The sequence below is a fragment of the Rhizobium hidalgonense genome, from assembly GCF_005862185.2.
Taxonomy (GTDB): domain Bacteria; phylum Pseudomonadota; class Alphaproteobacteria; order Rhizobiales; family Rhizobiaceae; genus Rhizobium; species Rhizobium hidalgonense.
Genome location: NZ_CP054027.1, coordinates 545,561 through 559,404, shown reverse-complemented (window position 1 = coordinate 559,404; position 13,844 = coordinate 545,561). Strand labels below are relative to the sequence as shown.

At 61.4% G+C, this 13,844-nt stretch carries 16 protein-coding genes; 9 read left to right on the top strand and 7 right to left on the bottom strand.

Features of this window, described 5'->3' with window-relative positions:
• The first annotated feature begins 40 nt into the window (after window positions 1-40).
• The 6 genes from FFM81_RS02660 to FFM81_RS02635 all read left to right on the top strand — a co-directional run bounded on the left by FFM81_RS02660 (window position 41) and on the right by FFM81_RS02635 (window position 5,929).
• Window positions 41-1,201 carry an ABC transporter substrate-binding protein gene (locus tag FFM81_RS02660; RefSeq protein ID WP_025417088.1) on the top strand — a complete coding sequence of 387 codons (1,161 nt, stop codon included), beginning with the start codon at window positions 41-43 and terminating at the stop codon, window positions 1,199-1,201.
• A 212-nt stretch (window positions 1,202-1,413) separates the two neighbouring features.
• Window positions 1,414-2,400, top strand: a complete 987-nt coding sequence (locus FFM81_RS02655) for an ABC transporter ATP-binding protein (protein WP_138385312.1) — start codon at window positions 1,414-1,416, stop codon at window positions 2,398-2,400.
• A complete protein-coding gene (locus FFM81_RS02650; RefSeq protein ID WP_138385311.1) occupies window positions 2,397-3,359 on the top strand; it encodes an ABC transporter permease in 963 nt (320 codons plus the stop codon). The genes FFM81_RS02655 and FFM81_RS02650 overlap by 4 nt, the downstream gene beginning before the upstream one ends.
• A complete protein-coding gene (locus FFM81_RS02645) occupies window positions 3,349-4,161 on the top strand; it encodes an ABC transporter permease (RefSeq protein ID WP_003566684.1) in 813 nt (270 codons plus the stop codon). Before FFM81_RS02650 ends, FFM81_RS02645 begins: the two co-directional genes overlap by 11 nt.
• A gap of 13 nt (window positions 4,162-4,174) precedes the next feature.
• Window positions 4,175-5,602, top strand: coding sequence for a gamma-aminobutyraldehyde dehydrogenase (locus FFM81_RS02640; RefSeq protein ID WP_138385310.1), 1,428 nt, complete (start codon window positions 4,175-4,177; stop codon window positions 5,600-5,602).
• 153 nt (window positions 5,603-5,755) lie between these two features.
• Window positions 5,756-5,929 (top strand): DUF1328 domain-containing protein, encoded by a 174-nt coding sequence (locus FFM81_RS02635; RefSeq protein ID WP_003566688.1) that lies wholly within the window; start codon window positions 5,756-5,758, stop codon window positions 5,927-5,929.
• Between the two features lie 83 nt (window positions 5,930-6,012).
• Here FFM81_RS02635 and FFM81_RS02630 read toward each other — a convergent pair whose 3' ends face one another.
• The 3 genes from FFM81_RS02630 to tal form a co-directional block, all read right to left on the bottom strand.
• Window positions 6,013-6,459: a DoxX family protein gene (locus FFM81_RS02630; protein ID WP_173883755.1), complete on the bottom strand. Its 447-nt coding sequence runs from the start codon at window positions 6,457-6,459 to the stop codon at window positions 6,013-6,015.
• A 48-nt stretch (window positions 6,460-6,507) separates the two neighbouring features.
• A complete protein-coding gene (locus FFM81_RS02625; protein ID WP_173883754.1) occupies window positions 6,508-7,176 on the bottom strand; it encodes a DUF1345 domain-containing protein in 669 nt (222 codons plus the stop codon).
• Window positions 7,177-7,269: 93 nt separating this feature from the next.
• A complete protein-coding gene (gene tal / locus FFM81_RS02620) occupies window positions 7,270-8,235 on the bottom strand; it encodes a transaldolase (RefSeq protein WP_138385307.1) in 966 nt (321 codons plus the stop codon).
• 420 nt (window positions 8,236-8,655) lie between these two features.
• Here tal and FFM81_RS02615 point away from each other — a divergent pair, with 420 nt between their 5' ends.
• Window positions 8,656-9,681, top strand: coding sequence for a sugar-binding transcriptional regulator (locus FFM81_RS02615; protein ID WP_003566697.1), 1,026 nt, complete (start codon window positions 8,656-8,658; stop codon window positions 9,679-9,681).
• A gap of 70 nt (window positions 9,682-9,751) precedes the next feature.
• Here the strand turns inward: FFM81_RS02615 and FFM81_RS02610 are convergent, their stop codons facing one another.
• Both FFM81_RS02610 and FFM81_RS02605 read right to left on the bottom strand, forming a co-directional pair.
• Window positions 9,752-10,624: a methylated-DNA--[protein]-cysteine S-methyltransferase gene (locus FFM81_RS02610; protein WP_003566699.1), complete on the bottom strand. Its 873-nt coding sequence runs from the start codon at window positions 10,622-10,624 to the stop codon at window positions 9,752-9,754.
• A 73-nt stretch (window positions 10,625-10,697) separates the two neighbouring features.
• Complete coding sequence (locus FFM81_RS02605) at window positions 10,698-11,195, bottom strand: DUF2244 domain-containing protein (RefSeq protein WP_037091563.1); 498 nt, start codon at window positions 11,193-11,195, stop codon at window positions 10,698-10,700.
• On the opposite strand from FFM81_RS02605, the gene nth reads away from it, so the two are divergent.
• On the top strand, window positions 11,194-12,000 hold the full coding sequence (gene nth, locus FFM81_RS02600) for an endonuclease III (RefSeq protein WP_025417096.1): 807 nt from the start codon (window positions 11,194-11,196) through the stop codon (window positions 11,998-12,000). The two genes, FFM81_RS02605 and nth, sit on opposite strands and share 2 nt — an antisense overlap.
• On the opposite strand, the gene FFM81_RS02595 is transcribed toward nth, so the two are convergent.
• On the bottom strand, window positions 11,965-12,543 hold the full coding sequence (locus FFM81_RS02595; protein WP_003566705.1) for a TetR/AcrR family transcriptional regulator: 579 nt from the start codon (window positions 12,541-12,543) through the stop codon (window positions 11,965-11,967). The two genes, nth and FFM81_RS02595, sit on opposite strands and share 36 nt — an antisense overlap.
• Window positions 12,544-12,626: 83 nt before the next feature.
• On the opposite strand from FFM81_RS02595, the gene FFM81_RS02590 reads away from it, so the two are divergent.
• Window positions 12,627-13,052 (top strand): VOC family protein, encoded by a 426-nt coding sequence (locus FFM81_RS02590; RefSeq protein WP_003566707.1) that lies wholly within the window; start codon window positions 12,627-12,629, stop codon window positions 13,050-13,052.
• 3 nt (window positions 13,053-13,055) lie between these two features.
• Here the strand turns inward: FFM81_RS02590 and FFM81_RS02585 are convergent, their stop codons facing one another.
• Window positions 13,056-13,769, bottom strand: a complete 714-nt coding sequence (locus tag FFM81_RS02585) for a sulfate transporter family protein (RefSeq protein WP_003566709.1) — start codon at window positions 13,767-13,769, stop codon at window positions 13,056-13,058.
• Window positions 13,770-13,844 lie beyond the last annotated feature (75 nt).

Here is a 13,844-nt window from a genome sequence, read left to right as displayed (position 1 = left end):
AAACCGCCACGAAAAGTGGCACCAGACCGGGAGACGGATGATGACCAATCGCTTGAAATCCTGCACGGCAGCACTCGCTTGCCTGAGCTTCGCGACGCAGGTGATCGCCGCCGAACCGATGAAGACGCTTGGCAAAGGCGAAGGTGCCGTCAGCATCGTCGCCTGGGCCGGTTACATCGAACGCGGCGAGACTGACAAGAACTACGACTGGGTCACCGATTTCGAAAAGCAGACCGGCTGCAAGGTTTCCGTCAAGACCGCCGCCACCTCGGATGAAATGGTCTCGCTGATGAACGAGGGCGGCTTCGATCTCGTCACCGCATCGGGCGACGCATCGCGGCGCCTCATCGCCGGCAAGCGTGTCCAGCCGATCAACACCGATCTGATCCCGAGCTTCAAGACGGTTGACGAGCGCCTGCAGAAAGGCCCGTGGTATACGGTCGACGATGTGCATTACGGCGTGCCCTATCTCTGGGGGCCGAATGTGCTGATGTATAATACCGATGCCTTCAAGGACAAGGCGCCGACCAGCTGGAATGTCGTCTTCGAGGAGCAGACCCTGCCGGACGGCAAGTCGAACAAGGGTCGCATCCAGGCCTATGACGGCGCGATCTATATCGCCGACGCCGCCCTGTATCTGATGGCCCACAAGCCGGATCTCGGCATCAAGGACCCTTACGAACTGACCGAAGATCAGTATAAGTCGGCCCTTGACCTGCTGCGCGGCCAGCGCAAGCTCGTCTCCCGCTACTGGCACGATGCAATGATCCAGATCGACGACTTCAAGAATGAAGGCGTCGTCGCATCCGGCTCCTGGCCTTTTCAGGTCAACCTGCTGCAGGCCGACAAGCAGAAGATTGCCTCCACCTTCCCGGATGAAGGGGTCACCGGCTGGGCCGATACCACCATGCTGCACGCCGACAGCGAACATCCGAACTGCGCCTATATGTGGATGGAACATTCGCTGCAGGCCAAGGTCCAGGGCGACGCCGCCGCCTGGTTCGGCGCCGTGCCCTCCGTTCCCGCCGCCTGCAAGGGCAACGCGCTGATGGGCGATGCCGGTTGCGCCACCAACGGCTTCGAGCACTTCGACAAGATCAAATTCTGGAAGACCCCGGTCGCCAAATGCACGACGCAGAGCGAATGCGTGCCCTATCACCGCTGGGTGTCGGACTATATCGGCGTGATCGGCGGAAGGTGAACCGATCCGCTCGTATGCCTTGAATCCCCTCCCCAGCCCCTCCCCACAAGGGGAAGGGGCTAAGAGTGGCACCGCCGAAGCCTGCCGAAACACCAAGGTATTTGCGAAAGGGTACGGCAGGTTAAGCCCCTCCCCCTTGTGGGGAGGGTTTGGGGCGGGTCTTCTAAGCCAAGACCAAAGCCCTCTCTAAACGTGCAAGACCGGAGTCCCCCATGACGTCAGCCGTCCGTTTCCAGCAAGTATCGCGCCATTTCGGCCAGGTTCGCGCCGTCGACGGCGTCGATCTTGAGATCGCGCCCGGCGAGTTCTTCGCCATGCTCGGTCCGTCCGGCTCCGGCAAGACGACGTGCCTGCGATTGATCGCCGGTTTCGAGCAGCCGAGCGCCGGTCACATCCAGATTTTCGGCGAGACGGCCGATGGCGTTCCGCCCTATCGCCGCAACGTCAACACCGTGTTTCAGGATTACGCGCTCTTCCCGCATCTCAATATCCTCGACAATGTCGCCTACGGGCTGATGGTCAAGGGTGTCGGCAAGGCGGAGCGGATGAAGGCCGCTGGTGACGCCCTCGAACTCGTCAAGCTGCCGGGCTACGGCGCCCGCCGTCCCGGTCAGCTGTCCGGCGGCCAACGGCAGCGCGTGGCGCTTGCCCGCGCCCTCGTCAACAAGCCGAAAGTGCTGCTGCTCGATGAGCCGCTCGGCGCGCTCGACCTGAAGCTGCGCGAGCAGATGCAGGAGGAATTGAAGAGCCTGCAGCGCGCGCTCGGCATCACCTTCGTCTTCGTCACACATGATCAGGGCGAGGCGCTGTCCATGGCCGATCGCGTCGCCGTCTTCAACAATGGCAATATCGTCCAGGAAGGTACGCCGCAGGATATCTACCGCCGCCCTAAGACCCGTTTCGTGGCCGACTTCGTCGGCTCCTCGAACGTGATCGCACCTGATCTAATGGCCTCGCTCGGCGGCGACGGCCGCTGGGCAAGCCTGCGACCCGAGGCGATCCGTCTGGCCAGCGACGGTATCGAGGCGACGGTCGAAAACGCAAGTTTCCTCGGCGCCGCCACCCGTCTCAGCGTCGATCTCAGGGGCAGCCGGTTGCATATCACCCTGCCGGCCGGCACACCTGTGCCTGATGTCGGCGCCGGTATCCGCCTCGCCTGGCAGCCTGCCGATATCCACTACATGGACGATGCGGCATGACGGCGCTCACCATCTCCGAGACCAGGACATCGATCCTTCCGGGACGCAGCGGTTTCTTCGGCCGGCTGTCGGATGCCTTCTGGCGGCACCCGAAGCTCTTGCTCTTCCTGATGCTGACGCCGCCGCTGCTCTGGCTCGGCATCATCTATATCGGCTCGCTGATCGCCCTGCTTCTGCAGAGCTTCTTCGCGATCGACGATTTTTCCGGGCTGGTGAATTACGAATTCACGCTTTCGACCTATGCCCAGCTTTTGAGCCCGACGAATTTCGACATCATCATCCGCACTGTCGTGATGGCCGCTCTCGTCACCCTCGCATCCGCATTGATCGCCTTCCCGATCGCCTACTACGCCGCACGTTACGCACAGGGCAAATGGAAGGTGCTCTTCTATCTCGGCGTCATGCTGCCGCTCTGGTCGAGCTATCTCGTCAAGATCTACGCCTGGAAGCTGATCCTTGCCAAGGAAGGCATTCTCACCTGGATCTTCGAGAAGCTCCATCTCTCCTGGCTGCTCGACGGCATTCTCAGCCTGCCGGTGGTCGGCGGCAATTCGCTCTCGGTGAGCTACCTCGGCACATTCATCGTCTTCGTCTATATCTGGCTTCCCTATATGATCCTGCCGACGCAGGCGGCCCTCGAGCGTGTGCCCGGCAACCTGATCGAAGCCTCGGCCGATCTCGGCGCGACACCGCGCCAGGCCTTCCGCACCGTGCTGCTACCCCTCGCACTCCCCGGCATCGTCGCCGGTTCGATCTTCACCTTCTCGCTGACTTTGGGCGATTACATTATTCCGCAGATCATCGGCTCGTCCAGGCTGTTCATCGGCCAGGCCGTCTATGCCCAGCAGGGAACCGCCGGCAACGTGCCGCTCGCCGCTGCCTTCTCGGTCGTGCCGATCGTCATCATGGCGCTCTATCTGTCGCTCGCCAAAAAGCTGGGGGCTTTCGATGCGCTCTGACCTCAAGACATCGCCACTGCCGCTGAAAATCGCCGCTGCCGGTGGATTGCTCTTCCTGCACCTGCCGATCCTGCTGATCTTCGTCTATGCCTTCACCACCGAGGAAAAGAGCTATCAATGGCCGCCGCCCGGCCTGACGCTGCAATGGTTTAGCGTTGCCTGGAACCGGCCCGATGTCTGGTCGGCACTCGGCCTTTCCGTGCAGGTTGCCGTCATCGCCACCGCGATCGCGCTCGTCCTCGGCACGCTCTGTGCGGCGGCCGTCAGCCAGACGAAGTTCTTCGGCCGAGAGGCGATCTCGCTGCTGGTCATCCTGCCGATCGCCCTTCCCGGCATCATCACCGGCATTGCGCTGCGCTCCGCCTTCAGCCTGTTCGACATCCCGTTTTCGATCTGGACCATCGTGCTCGGCCACGCCACCTTCTGCGTGGTCGTCGTCTACAACAATGCGGTCGCCCGCTTCCGCCGCACCTCCGGCTCGCTGATCGAAGCCTCGATGGATCTCGGCGCCGACGGCTTCCAGACCTTTCGTCATGTCATTCTCCCGAATATCGGCACCGCCCTTCTCGCCGGCGGCATGCTCGCTTTCGCCCTTTCCTTCGACGAAGTCATCGTCACCACCTTCACCGGCGGCCAGCAATCGACCTTGCCGATCTGGATGCTCGAAGAACTTATCCGCCCGCGCCAGCGCCCCGTCACCAATGTGGTCGCCATGGTCGTGGTGCTCGTCACCTTCCTGCCGATCCTGGCAGCCTATTACCTCACCCGCGACGGCGACCAGATCGCCGGCGGCGGCAAATAACAGGGAGAACATCATGGATATCCAAATGCTGATCGGTTCCCGCTTTGAAAAAGGCACGGAAACGGAGGAGCACATCCTGAACCCTAAAACCGGCGAGACGGTGATCGATCTTCCCGAGGCCTCGCTTTCCCAAATCGACGCCGCCGTCGATGCCGCCGAAAAAGCCTTCAACAGCTGGTCGCAGACGACGCCGGGCGAACGTTCCGGTTACCTGCTGAAGATCGCCGACGCGATCGAGAAGGATGCCGCCGGCTTCGCGACACTCGAGGCGTTGAATTGCGGCAAGCCGATCAATTCAGTGCTGAACGACGAAATCCCGGCGATCGTCGATTGTTATCGCTTCTTCGCGGGCGCGGTGCGCAACCTGCACGCACCGGCCGCCGGCGAATATCTGCCCGGCCACACCTCGATGATCCGCCGCGATCCGATCGGCATCGTCGGCTCGATCGCGCCGTGGAACTATCCGCTGATGATGATGGCCTGGAAGCTGGCGCCGGCGATCGCCGGCGGCAATACGGTCGTCTTCAAGCCTTCGGAGCAGACGCCGCTGACGGCGCTGAAGATGGCCAAGCTGCTCTCCGACATTCTTCCCGAAGGCGTCGTCAACGTCATCCTCGGCCGCGGCGAGAGCGTCGGCAACGCGCTGATCAACCATGCCAAGATCGGCATGGTATCGATAACAGGCGACGTTGCCACCGGCAAAAAGGTGCTGCAGGCCGCCGCCAAGACCGTGAAACGCACCCATCTGGAACTCGGCGGCAAAGCCCCTGTCATCGTCTTCGACGATGCCGATATCGATGCCGTCGTGTCAGGCATCCGCACCTTCGGCTATTACAATGCCGGCCAGGACTGCACCGCCGCCTGCCGCATCTATGCCGACGCCAGGGTCTACGATAATTTCGTCGCCGACCTATCCTCGGCGGTCGCAAGCATCCGCTTCAACCAGGCCGACGATACCGAAAACGAGATCGGCCCGCTGATCTCCAGACGCCAGCGCGACCGCGTCGAAAGCTTCGTCGCCCGCGCTTCCGAGCATAAACACATGGAGATCACCACCGGCGGCCAGGTATCCGGCGACAAGGGCTTCTTCTTCACCCCGACCGTCGTGGCCGGCGCCCTGCAAGACGACGAGATCGTCCGCCGCGAGGTCTTCGGCCCGGTCGTCTCGGTCACCCGCTTTTCCGATACCGACGACGCCGTTGCCTGGGCAAACGACAGCGATTACGGCCTCGCCTCCTCGGTCTGGACCAAGGATATCGGCCGCGGCATGAAGACGGCCGCCCGGCTGCAATATGGCTGCACCTGGATCAACACACATTTCATGCTGGCCAACGAGATGCCGCATGGCGGCCTCAAACAGTCGGGCTACGGCAAGGACATGTCGGTCTATGCGCTGGAGGATTATACCGCCGTGCGCCACGTGATGATCAATCACGGCTGAGCGACGGAAAAGACCGGATCTGGAGGGGTCCAGGCCGAAGTTCCGCGCGTTCATATTCGCTTTGGCGGCGTCGGCAGTGCCGGGCTGGTCACCAGCGGTCGGGAACAATTTCCCGGCTGCCGCGTATTTCCAGCAAACGCAAAGGATGTTGCCATGCTGAAATGGGCTCTGATATTTTTCGTGATTTCAATCGTCGCCGGCTTCTTCGGATTTTCCGGCGTATCCGCAGCCACTGCGACCATCGCCCGCGTTCTCTTCGGCATTGCGCTGGTGATCTTCCTGATCTTCCTCGTTCTCGCGCTGATGGCCGGCCAGGCGATCTTGTAAGCGCTGCAGGCGCGACGCAGGCCCGAACAATTCCGTGGCTCGACAAGGCGCGGACTACAGCATGTCGCGCAGAAGTTCTGCAGCTACAATACAGCCCTTAGCCAGGGATGAATGCCTGTGAGACGCTTTCTCAGCAGCCTGTCGATTGATATCGCTCGCGCCCCCGAAGCCGCCAGGACGAACATGCCGCCGGCAATCGCCAGGTCCTTTTCGAAATGCAGGAGTTCGTTCTGGCTGGCTAAATTCGTGTGAAAAAGCAAGGCCGTCGCCACGCAGAAGAAGGCCAGCGCTAACGCGCCAAGCCGGCAGAGAAAGCCTGTCGCAATGGAAAGGCCGGCGCCGATCTGGAGGGCAATCGTGGCAAACGCAACCGGCGCCGACAGCCCCAGCTGTGCGAAAGTGTCGACCGTCGCGGTGATATCCGATGCGAGGACCGAACCTTCGTGCAGGAAGATCAGCGACAGCAGCAGCCTGCCCAGAAGAAGAATGAGATCGACCAGTCGAGGCCGGCTTGAGACGCTTTTCATCATACCCTCCGGTTTGAGCAGGCGGTTGGCCGCCCGCTCCGCCAGATGGCACTATAGCAGGCTTGCCCCGACATTGATCGCCAGCGCCAGGATCGTCGTATTGAACAGGAACGACAGCAAGGCATGCAGCAGCGTCAGCTTGCGCATGCTGGTCGAGCCGACCGCGACATCCGCCGTCTGCGCGGCCACGCCGATGGTGAAGGAGAAATAGAGGAAGTCCCAATAGCCGGGTTCTTCGATTCCATCCGGAAATTTGAGGCCGCCCTCTTCGTCTGCCCCGCCATAGAAATAATGGGCATAATGGATGGTGAAAAGCGTATGAAGAAAGATCCACGAGATCAGGATCGTCAGCACCACGGCACCCGCCCGCGCCAGCGCGACGTCAGGTGTCGCCTCCTTGATCGAATGAAGCTCGATGCCGATGCCGGCAATGCTGGCAATTGCAGCACCGATCGAAAGGGCCAGCAAGACGGTGTCGGAGAAATCGAGATCCGCGGAGCGTTTCCGGATGCTTTCGACCGTCGCCCGCAGCATCTTGCGCCAGCTGAGCGCGACGAAAACGCCGGCACTGACATTCCAGCCGAACAAAATATTGCCGGCGCTGACGTCGCGCGAGGTCACAGCCAAGAAGACCACCAGTCCGGCAAGGACGGCGATGATGAAGCTTGCATGCTTGCGAGCAAATGCCACAAGCGAATTTGCCGGTTCCTCACCCGCCATATCAGTCTCCGACAGCATATGCCCTTGATAACAGCATGAAAAAGGCGCGGCTGCCAGCCGGCATCCGCGCCCTCGATTGCATGTCTAAGCCTATCAGGCGGCAGCGAGTTGCAGTTCCTTCTGCACCATGGTGCGCAGCGTCGTGAGATCCTTGGCGAAAGCGCGGATGCCTTCGGAGAGTTTTTCCGTCGCCATCGCGTCTTCGTTCATCATCCAGCGGAATGTCTTCTCGTCGACCGAAACCTTCGGATCCGGCTTGCTGTTGTCCGGAGAGAGCTTGCGCTCCAGCTTGCCTTCGTCCTTGGCAAGTTCGTCGAGCAGGTTCGGGCTGATCGTCAGGCGGTCGCAGCCGGCAAGGGCCTCGATTTCGCCAGCGCTGCGGAAGGAGGCGCCCATGACGATCGTCTTGATGTCATTCGCCTTGTAGTAGTTGTAAATTTCGCGGACGGAGATGACGCCCGGATCTTCCTCCGCGGTGTAGTCCTTGCCGGTCGATTTCTTGTACCAGTCGAGGATGCGGCCGACGAAGGGCGAAATCAGGAACACCTTGGCGTCGGCGCAGGCAATCGCCTGGGCCTTGCTGAAGAGAAGCGTCAGGTTGCAATCGATGCCTTCCTTCTGCAACACTTCCGCGGCGCGGATGCCTTCCCAGGTGGAGGCGAGCTTGATGAGGATGCGGTCCTGATCGATGCCGCGATCCTTATAAGCGGCGATGATCGCCCGCGCCTTGGCAAGCGACGCCTCGGTATCGAAGGAAAGATCGGCATCGACTTCGGTCGAAACACGGCCGGGGACGAGCTTCACCAGGGCGGCGCCGACGGAGATGGCCAGGCGATCGGCGACGGCAGAGGAAACGGCTTCGGGATTGCCGCCCTGCTTCTTGCCCCAGGCGACGGCTTCCTTGATGGCGTCGGCAAACATCGGCGTGCCGAGCGCCTTCAGCACGATGCTCGGGTTGGTCGTGCAATCCACAGGCTTCAGGCGGGCGACGGCTTCGATGTCGCCGGTATCGGCGACAACGGTGGTAATCTCGCGGAGTTGGTCAAGCTTGGATGTCATGGTCAATAATCCTTGTTGAACTTGGGCTGCGACCGGCGCGAGTTCCGCCCGGCAAAGGTGATCTACCGACAGCTTGTCTGCCTGCTGCGGGCGAAAATGCGCGCATCCGTCACGGATGATTCATAAACGTGAAGGACAGTGGCCGTGTTCCCGCGGCCAAGCGTTCGCCCGAACGCAAGCAACGGCTGCGGCTGAAAGGCCGGTCGTGACTTTCGGCATGCCCGCACTATGTCCTCCTCGGACGGACAGAACGATTTCCTGTCGCCAGGACTATCGCCATTCGCCCGAGGGAAAGTCAAGGACATTTGTGCATTTCAATTGACATAAGTGTCACACCCGTCATTATCCCCGCAACAAAGGTGCCGTGATAGCCGTTGATCCCAAAAAGGGATTTAGGGCGGGAATTCGGCTGGAGGAAATGTGGTCAAGCTCAAACGCGGCACGCACACGGCCTATTCCGAGGCATCCTCGCTGCGGCTGAGGGCGGCATGGCTCTACTATAATGAGGGCCTGACCCAGAAGGACGTCGCCGAACAGCTCGGCATCAGCCGCACCACTGTGATCCGCCTGCTCGACGAGGCGATGAAGCGCAGCGAAGTCCAAATCTGGATTAACGATTCGATCGGCGACTGCGTCGAACTTGCGGTAAAGCTGGAGCGCGCCTATGGCCTCGACGAGGCGATCGTCGTGCCGGCGCCGGTCCATGGCGACGTCAATTCGCTGGCGCGGAATGTCGGGCTGGCGCTTGGCCAGTTCCTCTCCGAAGCCATCCCCGACGATTATACCATCGGCGTCGGCTGGGGCCGCACCATGACCGCCTCGCTGTCGAGCTTCCGGCCGCCGCGCCGCGCCAATTGCAAGGTCGTCTCGCTGCTCGGCGGCATCGTCGCCGTGCACCAGACGAACCCGATCGATTACACATGGCGGCTGGCCAATCAGCTCGGCGCCGAATGTTATATGTTTCTGGCGCCGCTTCTCGTGGATTCCATCGAGACCAAGCGCAATCTGATCGAAAAATGCGGGCTGGACACGATCTACCGTCTCGCCGAGAACCTCGACCTAGCGATCGTCAGCTGCGGCGATATCGGCCCGCATTCGACCTCGCTGTCGGAGGGCTGGATATCGAAGGCCGAGCTGCGGGAGCTGATGGATGCCGGCTGCGTCTGCGACACGATGTTCAACTTCCTCGACAAGGACGGCAATTCCGTCGACCACTCGATCAATCGGCGTGTCATGTCCGTCGATCTCGATACGCTGAAAGAGGCCAAGCACATCGTGCTCTCCTCCGGCGGCGCCCATCGCGCCATCGCCATCCGCGCCACGATCAAGCGCATCGGCTGCAATACGCTGATCACCGATGAAAGTGCGGCCCGAGCATTGCTGGAATTGGCCGAAACATCGCCACCAGCCTCTTCTCCCCAGCGGGGAGAAGTGCCGGAGCAATAGCGAGGCGATGAGGGGGTGAGCGACGCAAGGAGAGAACGGTCGGAACGGTAAGCGACGAACGATCCGCCGCTCAGGCATGCGCCGATTCCCAACCGAGCATCGCCCGCTTGCGGGTGAGGCCCCAGTGATATCCCGTCAAAGCGCCATTCTTGCCGAGCGCGCGATGGCAGGGCACGACGAAGGAGATCGGGTTTGCCCCGACCGCCGCCCCCACGGCGCGCTGCGCCGTCGGCCGGCCGATATCGTTGGCGATATCGGAATAGGTGACGGCCTTGCCGAACGGGATCTTCATGAGGCTCTGCCAGACGCGCACCTGAAAATCGGTGCCGATCAGCACGACGCGCAGCGGCTGCTCGGAAGACCATCTGCCGGGCTCGAAGATTCGGGCGGCGTAGGGAACCGTCGCCTGCAGATCCTCGATATAACAGGCATTCGGCCAGCGGCAGGTCATGTCTTCGAGGCAGGCCCGCTCGTCGCCGGAATCGCTGAAGGCAAGGCCGGCAAGGCCGCGGTCGGTCACCATGATTAGCGCGATACCGAAGGGGCAGATGTGGAAGCCGTAACGGATGGTGAGGCCACCGCCCTTGGCCTTCCACTCGCCGGGTGACATCGCCTCATGGGTGACGAAGAGATCATGCAGCCGGCTCGGCCCGGACAGACCGACCTCGATCGAGGTCTCCAGTAACGGCATATCTTCCTTGCGCAGCAGCCGCTTGGCGTGATCGAGCGTCACCGCCTGCAGGAAGCCCTTGGGCGACAGGCCGGCCCAGCGGGTGAAGGTCTTCTGCAGCTGGGTCGGCGACTGGTTGAGCCGCGCGGCGATCACCTCCAGCGAAGGCTGGTCGCGGTAATCCTCGGTGATCAGTTCGATCACCCGGCGCACAATGTCATAATCAGGGCCGTCAGGCGTGATGTCTTTTTGCAGGTTCGCAATCATATTCATCGTCTTTCTCCTTGTCGTAAGGAGATAATCAATAGGCTGTTCGCAAACCACCCGTTTCTTGCGCACCTGTAGTTCAGATACGCTGCTTGACCGTGGCGAGCGCGCCCTTGAAGGCTTTGGCGAAGCTTTCACGATCGTCGGGGTTGAGGAAGGAACCGATATCGGTGCGGCGGCCCTCGCCGAAGATCTGCATGGAAAGGATGCCGATCTCCTGGTGCCGGCGGATGAGGAAGCGCGCCCAGTATGGGTTGAAGTGATGCTCCACCATTCGTCCCGATGGCGCAAACTTGCGCACCGACACATCGGTGCGCGACACCGTTACCTCCTCGCGCGCCCGTCCTGAGCGGTAGCTCAGCCAGAATGCGCCATAGAGAAGCAGGAAATCCAGCCCGAAGAAGAAACCGATCGGCCAGGCGCCGGTCGCGACGAAGAACGTGCCGTAGAGAAAGCAGAGGGAACCGGACAGGATAAGCAGCACCCTGAAACCCCGGCGGCCGAGCGACCGGTGGGGGAAGAGTTCGGCAGCGAAAACAGGCTGCTCGTTGAAGCTGTCGGCGTTGCTTTCCATCATGGCTGCTGAGTATAGATTCACCATGGCGAATCCGAAACTCAAATCCGTTGGCAAACCGTCGCAAAACTCGAATGTGATCGCCCGCCGCAAACCGGCGGCGGCGGTGAAGACCGCCTATTCGCCGGCCGAGCGCGAGGAGATCTTCCGCCGCTTCTCGGTGCAGCGGCCGGAACCGAGGGGCGAACTCGAGCATAGCAATCCCTTCACCCTGGTTGTCGCGGTCGCACTGTCGGCGCAGGCGACCGATGTCGGCGTCAACAAGGCGACCCGCGCGCTCTTCAAGGTTGCCGATACGCCGGAAAAGATGCTCGATCTCGGCGAGGAGCGGCTGCGCGATCATATCAAGACGATCGGCCTCTATCGCAACAAGGCGAAAAACGTCATCGCGCTCGCGCAGATGCTGGTCGACGATTTCGCCGGCAAGGTGCCGGAGACGCGAGAGGAGCTGGTAAAATTGCCGGGTGTCGGCCGCAAGACCGCCAATGTCGTGCTGTCCATGGCCTTCGGCCAAGCGACGATGGCCGTCGACACCCATATCTTCCGCATCGCCAATCGCATCCGGCTTGCCCCCGGCAAGACGCCCGACGAGGTCGAGGCGCGGTTGATGAAGGTGATCCCGAAACATTACCTCTATCACGCCCATCACTGGCTGATCCTGCACGGGCGTTATACCTGCAAGGCGCGCCGCCCGGAATGCGAGCGCTGCGTCATCGCCGATCTCTGCAAGTCGCCGGAGAAGAGTTGGGATGTGCCGGCGCCGCTCGTCGAGCTACCGCCGCAGGTGATCGGCGAGGCCGTCGAGTAAGGTTGTTATCGCCTGCTCGTAATCCCGCCGCTCTCCGCCCGCTTCGATCGCGATCGCGGCACGGTCGAAAGCCGCCGACAGCAGCGATGTCAGCGGGCCGAGCAGCGTTCCCGCCCCAGGCACAAGCGCCGCCAGTCCTGCACGCAAGGTCGCCTCCGCATTCTCGGCATCCATTGCCGCAGTCGCCGGCAAGCCGAGAACCGCAGGCGCTTCCATCAGCAAAAGCCGGGTTCGTCCGGGCTGGGCCATTGCGCTGAAATAGGCCGAAGCGCCGGCAATCAGCGCAGCGCGCGCCCCATCCCCAGGCGCCGAAGACGCCTCGATTACCTTAGCCACCTCTTGCATCTCGCACGCGATCACCGCGCGAAAAAGCGCCTTCTTGTCTTCAAAATGATGATAGAGCGCACCTCGGGTCACCCCTGCAGCCGCGACGATCTCCGGCGTTGCCGTTTCGGCATAACCTTTGCCGACAAAGAAGCCCCGGCCGGCGTCGATCAGCGCTTGCCTCGTCTGTTCCGTTCTCTCGCGATTGCTGCGGCCCATGGGGTCTATTTACATACAAACCGCATGTATGTTAATAGGCAAAAACATACATCCTGTATGTAAATTTAGCAAAGGAGCAAGGCATGAGATCGACCAGCTACTATCCGGTGATCATGACGGACGATGTTCCGGGTACCGCCGCCTTCTACATCAGCCACTTCGGCTTCAGGGCACTTTTTGAAAACGACTGGTACGTTCACCTGCAATCGGCAGAGGCCGAGCATGTCGCGCTCGCCATCCTCGACAGCAACCACGAGACCATTCCTGCGGTCGCGCGCACCAACGCTCGCGGCCTATTGCTCAATTTCGAGGTCGAAGATGTCGACGGTGTCTACGATGCCTGCCGCAACGCCGGCCTACCGATTTTGCGGGAGATCCGCGACGAGGATTTCGGCCAGCGGCATTTCATCACCGCCGATCCGAACGGCGTGCTGATCGACATCATCAAGCCGATACCGCCGAGCGCGGACTTCGCAGCGATGTACGACGCCTCCGCCCTGCCCGGTTGAGCCTCAGGCTCGCAAACCAGTGTCTCGCGCGGAAATCAGCTTGTGCAAATGCACCATCATGCCGGCGGCAAACAGCGGCGTGAGAAGATTGACGAACGGGATCGCCAGAAACATCGCGATCACCAGCCCGCCGAGGAACACGGTGGATGCGTGTTTGGCGCGGAAGAGCCGCGCCTCCTCCGGCGAACGAAACCGCATGGCGGCGAATTCGAAAAATTCCCGTCCAAGCAGATAGCCGTTCACCAGAAAGAAGGCGATCAGATTGACGCCGGGGATGAACAGCAGCAGCAAGGCAACGACGTTGCCGAGGATCACCACGCCGAGGAACTTGATCGAGCTTGCCATCGCCGGACCGAGCGGCATGGCGCTACCCGCTGCGTCCTTGGGATAATCGCGTTTTTCGATGACATCGGCGACATCGTCGAGAAACAGGCCGGCGATCAGCGCCGTGACCGGCGAAAGCAGCAATGCCAGCATCAGCGCAAGGCCGATGCCGGCGAGAATTGCAAATACCAGGGCGAGCCACCCCGCCCAATCCGGCACATCGGGAACGAAGCTGGTGAGCCAGGGAAAGAGGAAAGCCATGAAGGCCCCGCGCAGCGCGAACCACAGGCCGACCAGCACGAGGATTGTCAGGCCGAGCACTTTCCAGAAGACTGCGCGTGTTTCCGGCGCAAACAAATTGGTGAGCGATAGTCGAGCGGCGTCAAGGATCATGTCTCAGGCGTCTCCGGTTGCGCGGAAGATGTAGGAAAGATGGAGACTACCCACAAGAGAGAATAAAATTGCATG